A 20895-nucleotide genomic window follows, 5' to 3' on the forward strand; every position below is an offset into this window, starting at 1 on the left:
GCCCTGGGCCGCGGCGTAGCCTGGAGCCATGTCCAGTTGCTGCGGCGCGGCCGGCTACCAGCGCGTCTTCGGCCCCCGCTTCGCACGCCGCCTCGCCCGCCGGTACCGGCGGCGGGGACTGGACCGCGCCTCCCGGCGTGTCGTGGAGTTCCTCGCCACCCAGGAACTGGAGGAGGCCAGCGTGCTGGAGATCGGCGGCGGCGTGGGCGCGATCCAGCTCGAGCTGCTGCGCCGGGGCGCCGCGCGGACCACGAACCTGGAGCTCGTGGACTCCTACGAGGCCGACGCCGCGGAGCTGGCCGCCGCCGCCGGCATGTCCGGCCGTGTGGAGCGGCGGCAGCTGGACATCGCCGCGGACCCAGAGGCGGTCGCCCCGCACGACGTCGTGGTGCTGCACCGGGTGGTGTGCTGCTACCCCGACCACGCGCGGCTCCTGGGTGCCGCCGCGGGCCGTGCGACGCGCCTGTTCGTGTTCAGCCACCCGCCCGGCCACCGCCTCCTCCGGGCGCTCGCCGCCCTGGAGAACCTCGGTCTCCGCGCGACCGGGACGCCCTTCCGCGCCTACGTGCACTCCCCGGCGGCCATGCTCGCCGTCCTGCAGGAGCACGGGCTGCGCCCCGTGCACGAGGACCGGGGCGCGGTGTGGCGGGTGGTCGGTCTGGCCCGGTGCGACGTGCCGAGCCCCCGTCGCCGACGGTCCCCGGGCCGCAGCAGCGGGTCGGACATCGGCGAGCCTCGGGACGGGGCCGGACACCGGCCGGTGCGCGAGCGCCGGTCCGGCGCGGCCGCGGAACGACGAACGCCCCGGTCCAGGGGGACCGGGGCGAACGTGCACGGAGAGGGGATGACGGGAATCGAACCCGCGTAATCAGTTTGGAAGACTGAGGCTCTACCATTGAGCTACATCCCCACAGAGCGCTCTGTCGAGGCCATTCCCATTAACCGGTCCGGCGCGCGCGGTGTCAAATCCCGGAGGCCGGGCGGCCCCACGGTGCGCGGCCCGGCAGAGCGTGCGCGAACCGGGCAGAGCGGGGTCCGGCGGGCCGAGGTGCGGCCCCGTCCACCCAGCCGGTAGACTCGCCGGTGGTCCGTGCTCGTGCACCGGACCACAGTCGTTGCAGCCGAGGCTGCAGGTACCGGGGCGTAGCGTAGTGGCTAGCGCGCCTGCTTTGGGAGCAGGAGATCGCAGGTTCGAGTCCTGTCGCCCCGACGTTGGAGCGGCTGCCCGGTCACGCCGGGCAGCCGCCTTCCCGACTGTCCCGGGCCGGAGAACGGCACCGGAAGACCCAACCGACCTACCACTCAGGAGTGCAGCGGAAGTGAAGAGCGCCGTCGAGAAACTCAACCCCACCCAGGTCAAGATCGTGGTGGACGTCCCGTTCGCGGAACTGAAGCCGTTCATCGACCAGACCTACACCTCGCTCGCCAACCAGATCCAGGTCCCCGGCTTCCGCCGCGGCAAGGTTCCGGCGCGGCTGATCGAGCAGCGCGTGGGCTTCGACTTCGTCGTCGAGAACGCGCTCAACGAGGGCCTGAACACCTTCTTCCAGCAGGCGCTGGCGGAAAACGAGATCACCCCGCTGACCCAGCCCCAGGTCGAGGTCCTCGCCAAGCCGGACGAGGCGAACCGCGAGGCCGACATCAAGGTCGAGATCGACGTGGCCGTGCGCCCCGAGATCGAGCTGCCCGACTACAAGGGCCTCGAGGTCGAGGTGGAGGCCCGCGAGGCGTCCGCCGAGGACGAGCAGAAGGCCCTCGACGAGCTGCGCGGGCGCTTCGGCACCCTGAAGACCGTGGACCGTCCCGCCGTCGAGGGCGACTTCGTCACCCTCGACCTGCAGGCCCTGGTCGACGGCGAGGAGGTCGACGCCGCCAACGACCTGTCCTACCAGGTGGGCGCCGGCACGATGCTCGACGGCATGGACGAGGCCATCACCGGTCTTTCCGCCGACGAGGACGCCACCTTCGAGACCAAGCTCGCCGGAGGCGAGCACAGCGGTGAGGACGCGACCGTCAAGGTCAAGGTCACCGCCGTCAAGGAGCGCGAGCTGCCCGAGGCCGACGACGAGTTCGCCCAGCTGGCCTCCGAGTTCGACACCATCGAGGAGCTCAAGGAGGACCTGAAGAAGCAGGCCGCCGAGGGCACCGTGGTGGAGCAGGGCGTCGAGGCCCGCGACAAGGTCCTGGAGAAGCTGCTGGCCCTCGTGGAGATCCCCGTGCCGCAGGCCGTGATCGACGAGCAGATCGCCCAGCACTTCGACAACCCGCAGGCCGAGGCCGACCACGACACCGCGGACCACCGGGCCGAGGTCCAGAAGAACGCCGAGGACGCGTTCCGCAACGAGATCGTGCTGGACGCGGTCGCCGAGGCCGAGGAGATCGGCGTCGAGCAGTCCGAGCTGATCGACTACATCATCAACATGTCCCAGCAGTACGGCATGGACCCGAACCAGTTCGCCCAGCTGCTGGACTCCTCGGGCCAGGCCGGTCTGATGGTGGGCGAGGTGCGCCGCCGCAAGGCTCTGGCCAAGGTCCTGGAGTATGCGACGGTCACCGACACCGAGGGCAACACGGTGGACCTCTCCGAGTTCGTGCGCCCGCAGGGCGAGGAGCAGGCGGGGGAGGCCGCCGAGGAGATCGAGCCCGAGGAGACCACCGCGGCCCCGACCCCGGGCACCGAGGAGGACTCCGCGGACTCGCCCGAGTCCGCGGAGTCCGCCGACTCCCCGGAGTCGGCCGACTCCGCCGACTCCCCGGACTCCGCCCAGTGACGTCCTGAGAGCCCGTCCGAAGGCGCCGCCGTCCCCTCGGGGCGGCGGCGCCTTCGTCCGTCGGGGGCTCGCGGGCCCGACCATGCGCCATCAGCGAACAACCCGGACGGGGACCGGCCGGGGCCCGGGGCGGGCACTAGTGTTCTGTTCAGAGATCACCGGACCACACGGACGAAAGAGGCACTGTTACATGACCTCCGCTCACGAGTCGCCGTTCGGCTCGACCCACGCAACCTCCACCGGACCGCGCCTGCAGGGCGGCGGCCCCATGGGCGGCCAGGACGACTACGTCTACAACCGGCTGCTCAAGGAGCGCATCATCTGGCTGGGCTCCGAGGTGCGCGACGACAACGCGAACCTCATCTGCTCGCAGATGCTGCTGCTCTCCGCCGAGGACCCGCAGGCGGACATCTTCCTGTACATCAACTCCCCGGGCGGGTCCGTCACCGCCGGCATGGCGATCTACGACACCATGCAGCTCATCCCCAACGACGTCGTGACCGTGGCCACCGGCCTGGCCGCGTCGATGGGCCAGTTCCTGCTCTCCTCGGGCACCAAGGGCAAGCGCTACTCCACCCCGAACGCCCGGATCCTCATGCACCAGCCCTCCGGCGGCATGGGCGGCACCGCCTCGGACATCCGGGTGCAGGCCGAGCTGATCCTGTCGATGAAGCAGCGCCTCGCGGAGCTCACCGCCGAGCAGACCGGCCAGTCCCTGGAGACGATCCTCCGGGACAACGACCGCGACAACTGGTTCGACGCCCAGCGCGGCCTCGAGTACGGCTTCTTCGACCACATCGCCAGCTCGGCCGGGTCCATGACCGGCGGCGGCGGGACCATGAAGGACCAGGATTAGGACCTCGGCGGTCCCACCACTTCATCAGGCACGCTCTTACAGACCTCCGAGGAACTCAACCATGACCTTCACCCACGGACCTTCGTCCACGGCCGGTTCCGCGGCCGCCATGCCCACCAGCCGCTACGTGCTCCCCGACTTCGAGGAGCGCACCCCCTACGGGTACCGCCGGCAGAACCCGTACACCAAGCTGTTCGAGGACCGGATCATCTTCCTGGGCGTCCAGGTCGACGACGCCTCGGCGGACGACGTCATGGCGCAGCTGCTCGTGCTCGAGGCGCAGGACGCCGACCGGGACATCACGATGTACATCAACTCCCCGGGCGGGTCGTTCACCGCGATGACGGCGATCTACGACACGATGCAGTTCATCCGCCCCGAGGTCCAGACGGTCTGCCTCGGGCAGGCCGCGTCCGCGGCGGCCGTGCTGCTCGCCGGCGGCACCCCGGGCAAGCGCCTGGCCCTGCCGAACGCCCGCGTGCTGATCCACCAGCCGGCCATGTCCGGTCAGGGCGGGGGCCAGGCCTCGGACATCGAGATCCAGGCCAACGAGATCATGCGCATGCGCGAGTGGCTGGAGGAGACCCTGGCCCTGCACTCCGGCAAGACCGCCGAGGAGGTCAACCGCGACATCGAGCGCGACAAGATCCTCACCGCGTCCGCCGCCAAGGAGTACGGGATCGTGGACCACGTCCTGGAGTCCCGGAAGATCCACAAGCCCGCGACCGTCACCTCCTGACCCGGACGACCCGCCGCAGCTCTCCCGCAGCGCCCCGGTGCACTGCGACCCGACCGGTCGCGGCGCACCGGGGCGCCCTGGTGTTGGGGCGGAACCCGGTCCTCGCCTATCCTGGACGAGGATTCCCGTACCCCGACCAGAGGACTGTTACATGGCGCGCATCGGCGAGACCGCGGATCTGCTCAAGTGCTCCTTCTGCGGCAAGAGCCAGAAGCAGGTCCGCAAGCTCATCGCGGGCCCGCGCGTCTACATCTGCGACGAGTGCATCGAGCTGTGCAACGAGATCATCGAGGAGGAGCTGAGCGAGGTCAAGGACCTCGAGCAGCAGGAGCTCCCCACGCCCCACGAGATCTACCAGCACCTCCACCAGTACGTGATCGGCCAGGAGACCGCCAAGCGCGCGCTGGCCGTGGCCGTGTACAACCACTACAAGCGGGTCCGGGCCGGCGAGAACGGCAAGCCCCTGTCCCTGGCCACGGCGGCCGGAGACGAGGACGTCGAGATCGCCAAGTCCAACATCCTGCTGGTCGGGCCCACCGGCTCCGGCAAGACGTACCTGGCGCAGTCGCTGGCCCGCAAGCTCGACGTGCCCTTCGCGGTCGCGGACGCCACGTCCCTCACGGAGGCCGGCTACGTCGGCGAGGACGTCGAGAACATCCTGCTCAAGCTCATCCAGGCCGCGGACTACGACGTCAAGCGGGCCGAGACCGGCATCATCTACATCGACGAGATCGACAAGATCTCGCGCAAGTCCGAGAACCCCTCGATCACCCGTGACGTCTCCGGCGAGGGCGTGCAGCAGGCGCTGCTGAAGATCCTCGAGGGCACGGTCGCGTCGGTGCCCCCGCAGGGCGGGCGCAAGCACCCGCAGCAGGAGTTCATCCAGATCGACACCACCAACGTCCTGTTCATCGTCGCGGGCGCCTTCGCGGGCCTCGAGGACATCGTGGACTCCCGGGCCGGGCGCACGAGCATCGGCTTCGGCGCGGAGCTCAAGCAGAGCGGGCCGCGCCACGAGGTGATGGCCGACGTCATGCCGGAGGACCTGCTGAAGTTCGGCCTGATCCCCGAGCTCATCGGCCGCCTGCCCGTGGTGACCACGCTGCGCGAGCTGTCGGTGGCCGATCTCACCCGCATCCTCACCGAGCCGCGCAACGCGCTCGTGAAGCAGTACAAGAAGATGTTCCAGCTGGACGGCGTCGAGCTGACGTTCGACCCCGAGGCGCTGACCGCCGTCGCCGAGCTCGCGATCCAGCGGGGCACGGGCGCCCGCGGTCTGCGCGCCATCCTCGAGGACGTGCTCCAGCCCGTCATGTTCGAGCTCCCCAGCCGGGACGACATCGCCGCCGTGCTGGTCACCGCCGAGGCCGTGGCCAAGCAGGCCGAGCCGGAGATCATCACCCACGAGATGATCCGCGAGGAGCAGAACCGGAACAAAACCGCCTGAGCCGTGGCTACTACTCGGTGACGCGTCCGCCACCCCCGGCGGACGCCCGCACGAGAGGAACCTGATGACGGACAAGGTGGAGTTCTGGTTCGACCCCCTGTGCCCCTGGGCCTGGATGACCTCCCGATGGATGGAGGAGGTCGAGCGCCTGCGCGACGTCGAGGTGGACTGGCGGATCATCTCGCTGGGCATCCTCAACGAGGACAACGCCGACAACCACCACCACGGCCAGCAGAAGTCGATGTGGCTGGTGCGCGTGGTCGAGGCGGCGGCCCGCGCCCACGGTGACGAGTACCTGAAGAAGCTCTACGACGCGATGGGCACCCGGCGACACCCCGGCGGGGTGGAGGACCTGGAGCAGATCATCCACGAGTCGCTCGAGGAGACCGGCCTGCCGGCGGAGCTCGCGGCGGCCAAGGACTCCACCGAGTTCGACGACGCGCTGCGCGCCTCCACGGACGCCGCCCGGGCGGTCGCCGGCGAGGACATCGGCACCCCGTGCATCGCGGTCAACGGCGTCGGCTTCTTCGGGCCGGTCTTCACCCCCGCCCCGACGGGGGAGGACGCCGCGCGGATCTGGGACGGTTCCCTGGCCCTGGCCTCCTACCCCGGCTTCTACGAGCTCAAGCGCGGACGGGAGCAGGGCCCGGACTTCTCCTGACCCGTCCCCGGACGGGTCCGGAGCACCGGACGCCACGAGGGCCCGGCCGCCGCGGCGGCCGGGCCCTCGTGCTGCGTGCCGGGCCGGCGCTACCTGGCCGGCTCCTCCGCGGGGATCAGCTCGACGTCGCGCACGGCCAGGCCCTCGGGCCCGGCGACGAGCACGAGCTCGGCGGCGTTGCCGGCGGCCTTGAGATCACCCAGTCCCGCCTCGAGCCGGGCGACGTCCTCGGCGGCGGCCGTGATGGTCGCCGAGCGCACCGCGGTGCGCTGCTTGACCTTGGCCTCCGACTTGGCTTTGCGCAGCCCGGAGAGGGCCTCGCCCACGGTCGTGAGCACCTCCGGGTCGGCGTCGGTCACGGCGTCCGCGAAGCCCTCGACGCCCGGCCACGACGCCCGGTGCACGGAGCCGGAGCGCCACCAGGACCACACCTCGTCCGTGGCGAACGGCAGGACGGGCGCGAAGAGGCGCAGCAGCGCGTCGAGGGTCGTGGCGAGCGCGGCGTGCACGGACGCCTGCGCGGCCTCCCCGCGGGCCCCGTACGCGCGGTCCTTCACGAGCTCGACGTAGTCGTCGGTGAAGGTCCAGAAGAACTGCTCGGTGAGCTGCAGGGCCCGGGCGTACTCGTAGTCCCGGAACGCCTGGCCGGCGCGCTCCACGACCGTGGCCAGCTGGGCGAGCAGCGCCCGGTCGACCGCGTCGGTCACCACGTCCGCGGACGCCCCGGCGCCGAGCACGGAGGCCTCCGTGACGCCCTGGGCGAGGACGAACTTCGAGGCGTTGAGCAGCTTGATGGCCAGCCGGCGGCCGATCTTCATCTGCCCCTCGTCGTAGGCGGTGTCCGCGCCCAGGCGGGCGGAGGCGGCCCAGTAGCGCACCGCGTCGGCCCCGTAGTTCTCGAGCACCTCGGTGGGGACCACCACGTTGCCCTTGGACTTGGACATCTTCTTGCGGTCCGGGTCGAGGATCCACCCGGAGAGCGCGGTGTTGGTCCAGGGCACCGTGCCGGCCAGCGACTCGGAGCGCACCACCGTGGAGAACAGCCAGGTCCTGATGATGTCGTGGCCCTGGGGCCGGAGGTCCATCGGGAAGGTGTTGGCGTGCAGCTGCTCGTCGAACGCCCAGCCGGTGGCGATCTGGGGGGTCAGCGAGGACGTGGCCCAGGTGTCGAGCACGTCCGGGTCGCCCGTGAAGCCGTGCGGCCGGCCCCGCTGGGACTCGTCGAAGCCGGGGGCGGGGTCGGCGGCGGGGTCCACGGGCAACTGGTCGAGGGCGGGCAGGACGGGGGCGTCGTAGTCCGGGTTGCCGTCGGCGTCGAGCCGGTACCAGACCGGGAACGGCACCCCGAAGAAGCGCTGGCGGGAGATCAGCCAGTCGCCGTGCAGGCCCTCGATCCAGTTCTCGTACCGGGAGCGCATGAACGCGGGGTGCCAGTCCATCTCGCGCCCGCGCCCGATCAGCGCCTCGCGCCGGTCGGCGTCGCGGCCGCCGTTGCGGAGGTACCACTGGCGGGAGGTGACGACCTCCAGGGGCTTGTCGCCCTTCTCGTAGAAGTTCACCGGGTGCATGACCTTCCGGGGCTCGCCGTCCAGGTCCCCGGACGCGCGGAGCATGTCCACGACCGCCTGCTGGGCCGAGAACACCGTCCTGCCTGCCACCTCGGCGTAGCGCTCTGCCGGGGCGCCCGCGGCGATCCACTCGGGCGTCTCGCTCGCGAAGCGGCCGTCACGGCCGATCAGCGCGCGCGTCGGCAGGTCCAGCTCCCGCCACCACGTGACGTCGGTGAGGTCGCCGAAGGTGCAGATCATGGCGATCCCGGAGCCCTTGTCCGGCTTGGCCAACGGGTGCGCCCGCACCTCGACCTCGACGTCGAACAGCGGGGAGCGCACCGTGGTGCCGAACAGCGGCTGGTAGCGCTCGTCGTCCGGGTGGGCCACGAGGGCCACGCACGCGGGCAGCAGCTCGGGGCGGGTGGTCTCGATGTGCACCGGCTCGCCGCCGGGACGGTGGAAGGCCACCCGGTGGTAGGTGCCCTCGCGCTCCCGGTCCTCGAGCTCGGCCTGGGCGACGGCGGTGCGGAAGGTGACGTCCCACAGGGTGGGGGCCTCGGCCATGTAGGCGTTGCCGGCCGCGAGGTCCTGGAGGAAGGCGCGCTGGGAGACGGCCCGGGAGCGGGCGTCGATGGTGCGGTAGGTGCGGGTCCAGTCCACGGACAGGCCCAGGGTGGAGAACAGGTGCTCGAAGACCAACTCGTCCTCGACGGCCAGCTCCTCGCACAGCTCGATGAAGTTCTTGCGCGAGACCACGTCCCAGTCGCGCTGGTTCTTCGCGGGCTGCTCCGGCGGGCGGTAGCCCTCGACGTAGGGCCGGGTGGGGTCGCAGCGCACACCGTAGTAGTTCTGCACGCGGCGCTCGGTGGGCAGGCCGTTGTCGTCCCAGCCCAGCGGATAGAAGACGTTCTTGCCGCTCATCCGCTGGAAACGGGCGATCACGTCGGTCTGCGTGTAGGAAAACATGTGGCCGACGTGCAGGGAGCCCGAGGCGGTCGGCGGGGGAGTGTCGATCGAGTAGACCTGCTCACGGGTCGTGTCCTCGTCGAAGGCGAAGGTGCCCTCCTCGCGCCACTTCTGCGCGTACTTCTGCTCGAGGCCCTCCAGCGCGGGCTTGTCGGGAACGGTCACGGGCGTGGTCTCGGGCGTGGTCTCCGGTGCGGTTCCGGGCGTGTCTGTGCCCTGCGTGTTGTCAGCCATGCCGACCAGTCTCTCACGAGCCCCGGCGCGCGCCCCGACGTCCCGGTGCCGGCGTCCCGGTGCCGGCGTCCGGATGCTTGGGCGGCGCCCGGCGCCCGGCTAGCGTGGGGCCCATGACCGATCAGCAGAGCTCGAACACGCACACCGGCAAGGTCGCCGTCGTCACCGGCGCGTCGACCGGCATCGGGGAGGCCACGGCGCGCGAGCTGCGCCGCTGCGGCTGGACCGTCTACGCGGTGGCCCGCCGCGCCGAACGGCTCGAGGCCCTGGCCCGGGAGACCGGGGCCGTCCCCGCGCCGTGCGACATCACCTCGGACGCCGACGTCGAGGCCCTCCGGGACCGGGTGCTGGAGGAGCAGGGCCGCGTGGACGCGCTGCTCAACATCTCCGGCGGCGCCCGCGGCACGGACCGCGTGGCCGACGCCAGCACCGAGGACTGGGAGTGGATGTTCCAGGTCAACGTGCTCGGCACGATGCGCCTGACCCGTGCCCTCCTCCCGGCGCTGCGCGCGAACGGCGAGGGCACCGTCCTGAACCTCACGTCCCTCGCGGCGCACCGGGCATACGAGGGCGGCGGCGGCTACAACGCCGCGAAGTTCGCCGAGCGGGCCATGACGGAGGCGCTGCGGCTCGAGGAGGCCGAGCACAACGTGCGCGTCGTCGAGATCGCCCCGGGTCTCGTGCAGACGCCGGAGTTCTCCCTCAACCGCCTCGGCGGGGACCAGGAGGCCGCGGAGAAGGTCTACGCGGGCGTGGACAAGCCCCTCACCTCCGAGGACGTCGCCCAGGTGTGCGCCTTCGCGGTGAACCTGCCCCACCACGTGGACCTCGACACCGTGACCATCAAGCCGGTCGCCCAGGCGGCCCCGCACAAGCTGATCCGCGACCAGTAGCTCTCCCCGCCGAGGTTGCGAGCTCCTTCCGCCGAGGTCACGGCCGTCGGCCACCGCGGCCCGCCGGGTCGCCGACAGCAGCAACCTCGGCGCGCTCCCGGTGGGTTAAGATGGGAGCAGTCATCACGGCGTCGATCCGGCCATCACCGGGGAGTCTTCGGAAGAACAGGCCCGCCCCGCCACGGGGAGCGCCCCAGTAGAGCCGAACGGGTAAGCCCGTCACAGCAGTCACGAGCGGCGCACCCGCGTCCCCCCAGGGGGCCCGGGGCGCAAGCGAGGTGGTACCGCGTTCCGCCCCGGGCGACCGGCCGGCAGCGTCCTTGCACCCTGACCCGCACGAGCAGCACCGACGTCAGAACGAGGATGGACCCCGTGTCAGACCAGCCCGTCTACCCCAAGGCGACCACCGACCCCGCGGCCCGCGGCGTGCCCGCGGCGCCCGCCTTCCCGGCCGTCGAGGAGCGCGTCCTCGCCTACTGGGCGCAGGACCGCACGTTCCAGGCCAGCGTGGACCAGCGCGACCCCGGCCGGGACGGCTCCAACGAGTTCGTCTTCTACGACGGCCCGCCCTTCGCCAACGGCCTGCCGCACTACGGGCACCTCCTGACGGGCTACGTCAAGGACCTCGTGGCCCGCTACCAGACCCAGCAGGGCCGCCGGGTGGAGCGCCGCTTCGGCTGGGACACCCACGGCCTGCCCGCCGAGCTCGAGGCGATGAAGCAGCTCGGGATGGCGGACAAGCAGGAGATCGAGCGGATGGGCGTCGCGGCGTTCAACGACGCCTGCCGGTCCTCCGTGATGAAGTACGCCTCCGAGTGGCAGGACTACGTCACCCGCCAGGCCCGCTGGGTCGACTTCGACAACGACTACAAGACCCTCAACCCGGACTACATGGAGTCCGTGATCGCGGCGTTCAAGGCCCTCGACGACAAGGGCCTCGTCTACTCCGGCTACCGCGTCCTGCCCTACTGCTGGAAGGACGAGACCCCGCTGTCCAACCACGAGCTGCGGATGGACGACGACGTCTACCAGGACCGCCAGGACCAGACGGTGACCGTCACGTTCCCCGTGCTCGACGACGCCTCGTGGGCGGTCCGGCCCGAGCTGGCCGCCGAGCTCGCCGGGGTGGAGGCCCTCGCCTGGACCACCACGCCCTGGACATTGCCGACCAACCAGGCGATCGCCGTGGGCCCCGACATCGTCTACGCCGTGGTCCCTGGCGCCGGCGAGCTCGCGGGCCGTCGCTTCCTGGTCGCCGAGGAGCTGCTGGGCGCCTACGCCAAGGACCTCGGCTGGGGCGGGGCCGAGGACCCGGCGGCGGCCGCGGCCGCGGCGGTGACCGCACGGCACCGCGGGGCGGACCTCGAAGGGCTGCGCTACCAGCGGCTGTGGGACTACTTCGCGGACGCCGAGCGCTTCGGCACGGGCACGTCCTGGCAGTTCGTCGTGGCCGACTACGTCACCACGACCGACGGCACCGGGCTCGTGCACCAGGCGCCCGCCTACGGCGAGGACGACCAGAACGTCTGCGCCCGCTACGACATCCCCGTGGTGCTCTCCCTCGACGAGTCCGGGGTGTTCTACCGGCTCTTCGAGGACGAGCGGCTCGCCCCCGGGGCGCCCCTGGCCGGCATCGCCGGGCGCAACGTCTTCGACAAGGACGTGGCCCGCACGGTGGTCCGGGATCTCAGGGCCCAGGACCGGCTGGTCCGGGAGGCCAGCTACGAGCACCCGTACCCGCACTGCTGGCGCTGCCGGAACCCGCTGATCTACCGCGCCGTGTCCTCCTGGTTCGTGGAGGTCACCCGGATCAAGGAGCGGATGGTCGAGCTCAACCAGCAGATCACCTGGATCCCGGAGAACGTCAAGGACGGCCAGTTCGGCAAGTGGCTGGAGAACGCCCGCGACTGGTCGATCTCCCGCAACCGGTACTGGGGCACGCCCATCCCCGTGTGGGAGTCCGACGACCCCGAGCACCCCCGCCGCGACGTCTACGGCTCCCTCGCGGAGCTGGAGGCCGACTTCGGCCGGCTCCCGGTGAACGACCGCGGCGAGGTCGACCTGCACCGGCCGTGGATCGACGAGCTGACCCGCCCGAACCCCGACGACCCGACCGGCCGCGCCACGATGCGCCGCGTCCCCGAGGTGCTCGACGTCTGGTTCGACTCCGGGTCCATGCCCTACGCGCAGGTGCACTACCCGATGGAGAACCGGGAGTGGTTCGAGACCCACAACCCGGGCGACTTCATCGTGGAGTACATCGGCCAGACCCGCGGCTGGTTCTACACGCTCCACATCCTGGCCACCGCGCTGTTCGACCGCCCCGCGTTCCGCAACGTCATCAGCCACGGCATCGTGCTGGGCTCGGACGGGCAGAAGATGTCGAAGTCCCTGCGCAACTACCCGGACGTCAACGAGGTCCTGGACCGGGACGGCGCGGACGCGATGCGCTGGTTCCTGATGTCCAGCCCCATCCTGCGCGGCGGGAACCTGGTGGTCACCGAGCAGAGCATCCGCGACGGCGTGCGCCAGATGATGCTGCCGCTGTGGAACGTCTACCACTTCTTCGGCCTGTACACGAACGCCGCGAACGGCGGCGCCGGCTACGAGGCGCGCACCCGCCACGAATCGGGAAACGTGATGGACCGCTTCGTGCTGGCCGCGACCGGCCGGCTCGTGACGGACGTGCAGGACGCCTTCGACCGCTACGACGTCTCCGGGGCCGCGGAGCGCCTGCGCTCCTACATGGACACCCTGACCAACTGGTACGTGCGCCGCTCCCGGGACCGGTTCTTCGACGAGGACACCGTCGCCTTCGACGTCCTGTACACCTGCCTCGAGACCGTCTGCCGCGTGGCCGCCCCGTTGCTGCCCCTGGTCACGGAGGAGATCTGGCGCGGGCTGACCGCCGGGCGCTCGGTGCACCTGACCGACTGGCCGGACGCGTCGCTGTTCCCCGCCGAGACCGACCTGGTGGCGCGGATGGAGACGACCCGCAGCATCTGCTCGGCCGGTTCCGCCCTGCGCAAGGCTCACCAGCTGCGCGTGCGCCAGCCGCTGGCCGGCATGACCGTCGTCGTCCCCGGCGGTGGTGAACTCGCGGGCACCTTCGAGCGCATCGTCGCGGACGAGCTGAACCTCAGATCGGTGACCCTGCTCGACGCGGCGGAGGCCTCCGCGGAGCAGTTCGGCATCTCCCAGCAGCTCAGGGTCAACGCCCGCGCCGCGGGCCCGCGCCTGGGCAAGGGCGTGCAGACCGTCATCAGGGCCGCCAAGGCGGGGGACTGGTCCACCGCGGAGAACGGCACCGTCACCGCCGGCGGAACGGCGCTGCAGGAGGGCGAGTACGAGCTCGAGACCGTCGTGGCGGAAGACGCCGCGGCCGGTTCCCGTGCCGTGGCCGTCCTGCCCGGCGGCGGCTTCCTCGTCCTCGACACCGAGCTCACCCCCGAACTTGAGGCAGAGGGCACCGCCCGGGACATGGTCCGGGCCATCCAGCAGGCCCGCAAGGACGCCGCCCTCCAGGTCTCCGACCGGATCCGCACCGTCGTCACCGCCGACGAGCGGACGGTCGCCGCGCTCGAGGCCAACCGCGGGCTCGTGGCCGGCGAGACGCTCTCCGCCGAGCTCGAGCTGCGCGTGGGCGAACCGGCCGTGGCCGTGTCCGTCGTGGGCGCCCCGACCGGGAGTTCCACCGGCACCTTTACCGGCGCCGCCCCCAGCGCCACCGCCGACGCCGGGGCGGTGCAGGCATGAGCGCCCCGTTCGCGGAGACCGGCGGCGCGGAGACCGTCGAGGAGGTCTACGCCCGGCTGCTCGAGCGCGCCCCCGAGAACCGGATGGCCCCGCGCCTCGACGCGATGCGCCGGACCATGGAGGTCCTCGGCGAGCCGCAGTGCGCCGCCCCGGTGATCCACCTGACCGGCACCAACGGCAAGACCTCGACCGCACGGATGGTGGAGGCCCTGCTGCTCGCCCATGATCTGCGGGTGGGCCGCTACACCAGCCCCCACCTCTCCCGGGTCACCGAGCGGATCAGCGTGGACGGCGCGCCCGTCGACGACGAGACCTTCGTGCGCGTGTACGGCGAGATCGCCCCCTACCTCGGCTTCGTGGACGCCGAGCTGGCCGAGCGGGGCGAGCCCCGGCTCAGCTACTTCGAGACCGTCACGGCGCTCGCGTTCGCGGTCTTCGCGGACGCGCCGGTCGACGTCGTCGTCCTCGAAGTGGGCATCGGCGGGTCCTGGGACGCCACGAACGTGGCGGACGCCGCGGTGTCCGTGGTGACGCCCGTCGACCTCGACCACACGGACATGCTCGGCGACACGCTCGGGGAGATCGCCACGGAAAAGGCCGGGATCCTCAAGCCCGGGGGGTTCCTCGTCTCCGCCGCGCAGGACCCCGAGGCCGCGGAGGTGCTCCTCTCCCGGGCCCGGGAGCTCGGCGTCCCGTTCCGCTTCGGCGGCGTCGAGTTCGGCGTGGAGGCCCGCGCCACGGCCGTGGGCGGACAGGTCCTCACCCTGCAGGGCCTGGCCGCCCGGTATCCCGAGGTCCTGCTGCCGCTGTTCGGCGCCCACCAGGCGGAGAACGCCGCCCTGGCCGTCGCCGCCGTGGAGGCCTTCCTGGGCGGCGGCGGGAAGGAGCTCAACCCCGAGCTGGTCCGCACCGGCCTGGGCGCCGTCGAGTCCCCAGGCCGGCTGGAGCTGGCCCGCAAGGCGCCCCCGGTGGTCCTCGACGCCGCGCACAACCCGCACGGGCTCACGGCCGCGGCGGCCGCACTCAAGGAGGCCTTCACGTTCGGGAAGCTCAACCTCGTGGTGGGCGTGCTCCAGGAGAAGGACGCCGAGGCCATGCTGCGGGTCCTGCTGGACGAGTACGAGGAGTTCCACACCGAGTTCTGGTTCACCCGGTCCTCCTCGCCCCGGGCGGTGGACCCGCAGGAGCTCGTGGAGCTCGCCGTGGACCTCGGCTTCCCGGAGGACGTCGTCCACGCCGTCACCCAGCTCGACGACGCGATGACCGAGGCCGTCCAGGACGCCGCCGCCCGCCCGGAGTTCGACGGCGCCGTGCTGGTCACGGGCTCGATCACCGTGGTCGGCGAGGCCCGTACGCTGCTGGGGCTGTGACCGTGCGCCGCGCCCCGCACCGACCGCACCCCCCGCAGGAGAGGACCCGTCCCACGTGGCACGCATGACCAGAGCCCAGCGCGACCGGCGCCCCGGGCAGCCCCGGCCGCGGCGGTCGATCCGCACGATGTTCGCCTCCTCCGTGCTGGTCATGGAGGCGTTCATCGCGTTCTTCGCCGCCCTCACCGCCTACGGGGTCCTCGGCCGCGAGCTGGGGGACGGGGCCCGGACGGCGATCCTGGCCGGCGGGACCGGGCTCGCCCTCCTCCTCGGACTGGCGCCCGCCGTCCTGGGCCGGTCCTGGGGGTACACCGTCGGGTGGGCCCTGCAGGCCGTGTTCCTGGCCACGGGCTTCGTGCTCCCCACGATGTTCTTCGTGGGCGGGCTGTCCGTGCTCGCCTGGTGGTACGCCGTGCGCACCGGGGCGCGGCTGGACCGGGAGAACGCCGCCCGCGACGCCGCCCAGGCGCAGTGGGAGCGGGAGCACCCGGACGGCTAGGCTGGGCACCGACATCCTGGACCCGCACCTCGGAAGGACCCCCATGACCACGGAACGCACCCTCGTCCTCGTCAAGCCCGACGGCGTGGCCCGCGGCCTCACCGGCGAGGTGCTCGCCCGGATCGAGGCGAAGGGCTACCGCCTGGCCGACCTGCGCCTGCTGCACGCGGAGCGCTCCGTGCTGGAGCAGCACTACGCGGAGCACCGGGGGAAGCCGTTCTTCGAGCCGCTCGTCGAGTTCATGCTCAGCGGTCCGGTCGTGGCCGCCGTCGTCGAGGGCCACCGGGTGATCGAGGGCTTCCGGTCCCTGGCCGGGACCACCGAGCCGACCACCGCCGCGCCGGGCACGATCCGCGGCGACCTCGGCCGGGACTGGGGCGAGAAGGTCCAGCAGAACATCGTGCACGGCTCCGACTCCCCGGAGTCCGCCGAGCGCGAGATCGGGATCTGGTTCGGCTGAGCCCGGACCCGACGACGACGGCCTCCGCCCAGCACGGGCGGAGGCCGTCGTCGTCGGTGGCCGGGACCGTGCCGTGCCCGGAGGCACCGGCGGCCCCGGGCGGGCTCAGGCCGGGAGGATGACCCCGGCGAACCGGACCAGGACCGTCCCGAAGAGCAGCACGAGCAGGGCCGCGGAGACGAACCACGCCCACTGGCCGGCGCCCCGCGCCACGCCGGCGGGAGCCGGCAGCACCCCGGCGCGCAGGTTGCGGGCCGTGGTGTGCACGAGCAGGACGGTCTGCATCACCCACACGAGCATGCAGTACAGGCACAGGGCGTTGATCTCGAAGGTGGTCTGCCACCACAGCCACAGGACGAAGACCCAGCCGAGGGTCACCCCGATCTGCAGCCCCCACCAGTACCAGGCGGCGAACCGGGCGCCGGCCAGCACCGCGAGCGCCACGGCCACGACGACCGCGTAGGCCACGATGCCGATGAACGGGTTGGGAAAGCCGAAGGCCTCCGCCTGGGGCGTGCGCATGACGGTGCCGCAGGACAGCCACGAGTTGATGTCGCAGCTGGTGCGGTGACCGGCGTCGAGGAAGAGCTGGAGCCGCTCGTAGACCAGCGTGGCGGCGCCGTAGAAGCCCAGGAGGGCGGTCACGAGGGCCACCAGTCCCCAGCGCCGGTCGGCGCGGGCGTCGTGGCCGTGGGACACGGCGGGGGAGCCGTCGAGGGTGGGAGGAGTGGAGGTCACACGCCGATCCTAGGCGATGCGCCCCGGAGCTCTCCCGGACCCGCGCGGGAGGGTTGCGAGCCGTGACGAGGCCAATCCGGCCCGGACCGGGACGTCTGTGAGATACTGGCCACGGTCGTGCCCGCCCGTACGCGGGATCTCGGCCCAGTCGGACTTCGACCCCAGGTCGGCAGGACCCGCGGCTCTCATCGGATTGAGCGCGTCCGCCGCCGGCTCAAGACCGTTGCCCTCGTGAGCAACGGCTCGAAGCCCCGGACTGGCTCGTTGCCGTCCCCGCCCGTTCGCGGGGTGTGCGGGACGCGACGGGTACGCACAGGACTTCTGGCCGCCGCGTGGACCCCCACCGGCGTTACGCCGACCAAGCCGTTGCGGGGACCGGGTACGGACGGCGTACCGCGGCAGGAGCACAGCTGTATATGGATGCCGAACAGGTGAACCAGGCCGGGGCGCAGGACGCTTCGGACGCTGGTCAGCAGAACACATCGGACGACGCACGCCGGGACCTCCCGGTGGCGGAGGGAACGGTGCAGGACACCGCCCCAGAGACCCCGGCCGAGGCGCCGGGTGACGTCCTCGACGAGCCGTCGCAGGCCGCGCCGGAGGCCGCCCCGGAGATCCCGGCCGAGGTGCCGGGTGACGTCCTCGACGAGCCGTCGCCGACCGCCCCGGAGATCCCGGCCGAGGCTCCGGGCGACGTCCTCGACGGGCCGTCGGAGGCCGCGCAGCCCGTGCCGGACGCTGCGCCGGCCACCGGCGACGCCGCGGGGACCGACACCCTCGACGTCGCGCCCGGGACCGCGGTGCCGGGCGACGAGCGCCCCGGTGCGGTGGCCGAGGAGGCCGCGGCGCCCGGGAACCCCGCACCCGGCACGCCCGGTGCCGAGGAGTCCGCCGAGGGCGTGGAGCCCGCCGGCGAGGCCGAGGACCTGGGCCCCGAGGCCCCGTCCGCACCGGCCGAGGACGCGCCGACCAGCGCCGCGCAGGACCCTGCCCCGGACGCCGACGAGGACACCGACGAGGACACCGACGAGGACACCGACGAGGACACCGACGACGAGGGGGAGCCGCGCACGGCGCTGGCCGCCGCCGTGACGGCAACCTCGCTGATGTTCCACGCCCCGGACCTCGACGAGCTGCGCGAGGCCGCCCAGCAGCGCGCCGCCCGCCGCCGGGAGGCGCGGCGCCGCCAGCAGGAGGAGAACGCCTCCGCCGAGGACCCGGGCGACAGCCCCGAGGAACCGGACACGGCGGAGCTCGCCGACGAGGGCGAGGAGGCCGGACAGGGGTCGGGCGGGGGCGCCACCAGTCGACGCCGTCGGCGCCGCCGCCGCGGCGAGGTCGACATGGAGCTCGTGGGCGGCAGCGACGACGATCCGCCCAACACCGTGACCCGGGTCCGGGCGCCCCGCGCCGCGGAGACCGCCACGGCCGACGAGGTCGTGGCCGTGAAGGGCTCCACGCGGCTCGAGGCCAAGAAGCAGCGCCGGCGCGACTCCCGCCAGACCGGCCGCCGCCGCCAGGTGATCACCGAGGCGGAGTTCCTGGCCCGCCGCGAGTCCGTCGAGCGCCAGATGCTGGTCCGGCAGAAGGACAACCGGATCCAGATCGGCGTCCTGGAGGACGGCGTCCTGGCCGAGCACTTCGTCTCGCACACCCAGCAGGACTCCCTGATCGGCAACGTCTACGTGGGCAAGGTGCAGAACGTGCTGCCGTCCATGGAGGCCGCGTTCATCGACATCGGCCGGGGCCGCAACGCCGTTCTCTACGCCGGCGAGGTGAACTGGGACGCGTCGCGGGTCGAGGGCGGGCCCCGCCGCATCGAGGTCGCGCTGAAGTCCGGGGACTCGGTCCTGGTGCAGGTCACCAAGGATCCGGTGGGGCACAAGGGCGCCCGGCTCACGAGCCAGATCTCCCTGCCCGGCCGGTACCTGGTCTACGTCCCGGGCGGGTCGATGACCGGGATCTCCCGGAAGCTGCCCGACGTCGAGCGCGCCCGGCTCAAGAAGATCCTGAAGGACCGGCTGCCTGACGGGGCGGGAGTCATCGTCCGCACCGCCGCCGAGGGGGCCTCCGAGCAGGAGCTCACCCACGACATCAACCGGCTGCGCGCCCAGTGGGAGCAGATCCAGGAGCGGTCCGGGTCGACGAGGACGCTCGCGCCCGAGATGCTCTACGCGGAGCCGGACCTGACGATCAAGACGGTCCGCGACGTCTTCAACGAGGACTTCACCACCATGGTCGTCCAGGGCGACGAGGCGTGGGACAACATCGAGGCGTACGTGACCTACGTCGCGCCGGACCTGCTCGACCGGCTCCAGAAGTGGGACGAGGACGAGGACCTGTTCGTGAACTACCGCGTGGAGGAACAGATCCAGAAGGCGCTCGAGCGCAAGGTCTTCCTGCCCTCGGGCGGATCGCTCGTGATCGACCGCACCGAGGCGATGACGGTGGTCGACGTGAACACCGGCAAGTTCACCGGCTCCGGCGGCAACCTCGAGGAGACCGTCACCAAGAACAACCTGGAGGCGGCCGAGGAGATCGTGCGGCAACTGCGGCTGCGGGACATCGGCGGGATCATCGTGATCGACTTCATCGACATGGTGCTCGAGGCCAACCGGGACCTCGTGATGCGCCGGCTGGTGGAGTGCCTGGGCCGGGACCGCACCAAGCACCAGGTGGCGGAGGTGACCTCGCTGGGCCTCGTGCAGATGACGCGCAAGCGCATGGGCACCGGCCTGCTGGAAGTGTTCTCCGAGCCGTGCGAGCACTGCGCCGGTCGCGGCGTGGTGGTCCACGACCACCCGCTCGAGGGCCGCACCGGCGGCGCCACGGGCGAGTCCCGCGACCAGCGGCCGAACCGCACGGAGCGCAAGCGCGGACGGGGGGGCCGCAGCGAGCAGCAGCAGCCCGCCCGGACGGAGCAGCGGTCCGCCGAGCCCGATCCCGCGGAGAGGGCCAAGGCCGAGGCCGCGCGGACGGCGTTCGCGACGATCGCCGCCGCCACCCACCACGAGGAGGCCGCCGCGGAGACGCCGGAGCTCGCCGAGGAGACCGCCCAGCAGGCGGAGTCCCGGCCCGAGGGCTCGGGGCGCTCCCGGAAGAAGCGTCGCGGCAAGCGCAGCCGCAACCGCGGCCAGGGCGCGGAGAACGCCGCCGAGCAGCAGCCGGACGCGGGGGAGAGCCCCGCCCCGGCCGCACCGGACCAGGTCCCCGCGGACGGGTCACCGGCCGAGCCGGGATCGCGCCTGACGATCAACGGCGAGGTCATCGAGCTGCCGCAGGGCCACGCCGTCGTCGAGGAGCCCGCCGAGGCCCGGCCGCTGAGCCTGGACTCGCTCGCGGAGGTCCTCGGGCAGACGGCGCCGGACGCCGGTTCCGTTCCCCAGGAGGCCACCGCCGAGGAGGTCACCCCCGAGGCGGTCACCGCCGCGCAGGAGGCCGTGGCACGGGAGACAGCGACGCAGGAGCCCGTGGCGCGGGAGAGCGCGGAGCAGCTGGTGCCCACCCCGTCGGCGGCTCCGGAGCAGGCGAGCACCGAGCCGGCACGGCCCCGTCGTCGCTCCCGGCGCGCCTCGGCCCCGGCGGCACGGCCGGGCGAGGCCGAGGTGACCGCCGGCCAGGCGGTCGCCGCGGAGGGCGCCCGGCACGAGGCCAAGGCCGTCGCCCAGCGCTCCCCGGAGGACTCCTCCCGCCGGGCGCCGACCGTCGTCGGCGTCGGCGTCAAGGCCGAGGACCTCACCAGCGGCAGGCCCGCCGACCGGGGCTGAGCCGCCCCGCCGAGCAGGACGACGGAGGACCCCGACCAGCACGGTCGGGGTCCTCCGTCGTCGCGGACCGTCACGGACCGTCCCGGTCCGCCCGGCCCCCTCGCGGCGGCGTACCGTGGTGCGCACCACAGCACACCCGGGGCCGCCGTCCCGTCCGCCGGGGAGAGCGGCCGCCCGTTCCAGGGAGC

At 72.4% G+C, this 20895-nt stretch carries 14 protein-coding genes and 2 tRNA genes; 13 read left to right on the forward strand and 3 right to left on the reverse strand.

The window, feature by feature from the left end:
• Window positions 1–28 precede the first annotated feature (28 nt).
• Window positions 29–868, forward strand: a complete 840-nt coding sequence (locus tag ACFYE3_RS03600) for a methyltransferase domain-containing protein (RefSeq protein ID WP_387606105.1) — start codon at window positions 29–31, stop codon at window positions 866–868.
• On the opposite strand, the gene ACFYE3_RS03605 is transcribed toward ACFYE3_RS03600, so the two are convergent.
• A tRNA-Gly gene (locus ACFYE3_RS03605) sits at window positions 840–910 on the reverse strand. The genes ACFYE3_RS03600 and ACFYE3_RS03605 overlap by 29 nt on opposite strands.
• A gap of 227 nt (window positions 911–1137) precedes the next feature.
• Between ACFYE3_RS03605 and ACFYE3_RS03610 the strand changes: the two genes are divergently transcribed.
• The 6 genes from ACFYE3_RS03610 (at window position 1138) to ACFYE3_RS03635 (ending at window position 6474) form a co-directional block, all read left to right on the forward strand.
• A tRNA-Pro gene (locus ACFYE3_RS03610) sits at window positions 1138–1210 on the forward strand.
• Between the two features lie 109 nt (window positions 1211–1319).
• Window positions 1320–2771 (forward strand): trigger factor, encoded by a 1452-nt coding sequence (gene tig, locus ACFYE3_RS03615; protein ID WP_387606107.1) that lies wholly within the window; start codon window positions 1320–1322, stop codon window positions 2769–2771.
• Window positions 2772–2961: 190 nt separating this feature from the next.
• The gene (locus ACFYE3_RS03620; RefSeq protein WP_387606108.1) at window positions 2962–3627 is read left to right on the forward strand and encodes an ATP-dependent Clp protease proteolytic subunit; all 666 of its coding nucleotides are present in this window, start codon (window positions 2962–2964) and stop codon (window positions 3625–3627) included.
• A gap of 61 nt (window positions 3628–3688) precedes the next feature.
• The gene (locus ACFYE3_RS03625) at window positions 3689–4366 is read left to right on the forward strand and encodes an ATP-dependent Clp protease proteolytic subunit (RefSeq protein WP_368819948.1); all 678 of its coding nucleotides are present in this window, start codon (window positions 3689–3691) and stop codon (window positions 4364–4366) included.
• A 151-nt stretch (window positions 4367–4517) separates the two neighbouring features.
• Complete coding sequence (gene clpX / locus ACFYE3_RS03630) at window positions 4518–5813, forward strand: ATP-dependent Clp protease ATP-binding subunit ClpX (protein ID WP_387606110.1); 1296 nt, start codon at window positions 4518–4520, stop codon at window positions 5811–5813.
• A gap of 64 nt (window positions 5814–5877) precedes the next feature.
• On the forward strand, window positions 5878–6474 hold the full coding sequence (locus tag ACFYE3_RS03635) for a DsbA family oxidoreductase (protein ID WP_387606112.1): 597 nt from the start codon (window positions 5878–5880) through the stop codon (window positions 6472–6474).
• Window positions 6475–6563: 89 nt separating this feature from the next.
• Here ACFYE3_RS03635 and valS read toward each other — a convergent pair whose 3' ends face one another.
• The gene (gene valS / locus ACFYE3_RS03640; RefSeq protein WP_387606115.1) at window positions 6564–9224 is read right to left on the reverse strand and encodes a valine--tRNA ligase; all 2661 of its coding nucleotides are present in this window, start codon (window positions 9222–9224) and stop codon (window positions 6564–6566) included.
• Between the two features lie 113 nt (window positions 9225–9337).
• Between valS and ACFYE3_RS03645 the strand changes: the two genes are divergently transcribed.
• The 5 genes from ACFYE3_RS03645 (at window position 9338) to ndk (ending at window position 16202) form a co-directional block, all read left to right on the forward strand.
• Entirely contained in the window at window positions 9338–10117 is a 780-nt protein-coding gene (locus tag ACFYE3_RS03645; RefSeq protein ID WP_387606117.1) for an SDR family oxidoreductase, read from the forward strand.
• Window positions 10118–10489: 372 nt separating this feature from the next.
• Window positions 10490–13873: an isoleucine--tRNA ligase gene (gene ileS, locus ACFYE3_RS03650; protein WP_387606119.1), complete on the forward strand. Its 3384-nt coding sequence runs from the start codon at window positions 10490–10492 to the stop codon at window positions 13871–13873.
• Entirely contained in the window at window positions 13870–15243 is a 1374-nt protein-coding gene (locus ACFYE3_RS03655) for a bifunctional folylpolyglutamate synthase/dihydrofolate synthase (protein WP_387606121.1), read from the forward strand. Before ileS ends, ACFYE3_RS03655 begins: the two co-directional genes overlap by 4 nt.
• Window positions 15244–15307: 64 nt before the next feature.
• Window positions 15308–15742: a DUF4233 domain-containing protein gene (locus ACFYE3_RS03660; protein ID WP_387606123.1), complete on the forward strand. Its 435-nt coding sequence runs from the start codon at window positions 15308–15310 to the stop codon at window positions 15740–15742.
• Window positions 15743–15785: 43 nt separating this feature from the next.
• Window positions 15786–16202 (forward strand): nucleoside-diphosphate kinase, encoded by a 417-nt coding sequence (gene ndk / locus ACFYE3_RS03665; RefSeq protein WP_368819956.1) that lies wholly within the window; start codon window positions 15786–15788, stop codon window positions 16200–16202.
• A 105-nt stretch (window positions 16203–16307) separates the two neighbouring features.
• Here the strand turns inward: ndk and ACFYE3_RS03670 are convergent, their stop codons facing one another.
• Window positions 16308–16940, reverse strand: a complete 633-nt coding sequence (locus tag ACFYE3_RS03670) for a vitamin K epoxide reductase family protein (protein WP_387606126.1) — start codon at window positions 16938–16940, stop codon at window positions 16308–16310.
• A gap of 416 nt (window positions 16941–17356) precedes the next feature.
• Between ACFYE3_RS03670 and ACFYE3_RS03675 the strand changes: the two genes are divergently transcribed.
• A complete protein-coding gene (locus ACFYE3_RS03675; protein ID WP_387606129.1) occupies window positions 17357–20707 on the forward strand; it encodes an Rne/Rng family ribonuclease in 3351 nt (1116 codons plus the stop codon).
• Window positions 20708–20895 lie beyond the last annotated feature (188 nt).

Source organism: Kocuria arenosa (genome assembly GCF_042879215.1).
GTDB classification, from domain to species: domain Bacteria; phylum Actinomycetota; class Actinomycetes; order Actinomycetales; family Micrococcaceae; genus Kocuria; species Kocuria arenosa.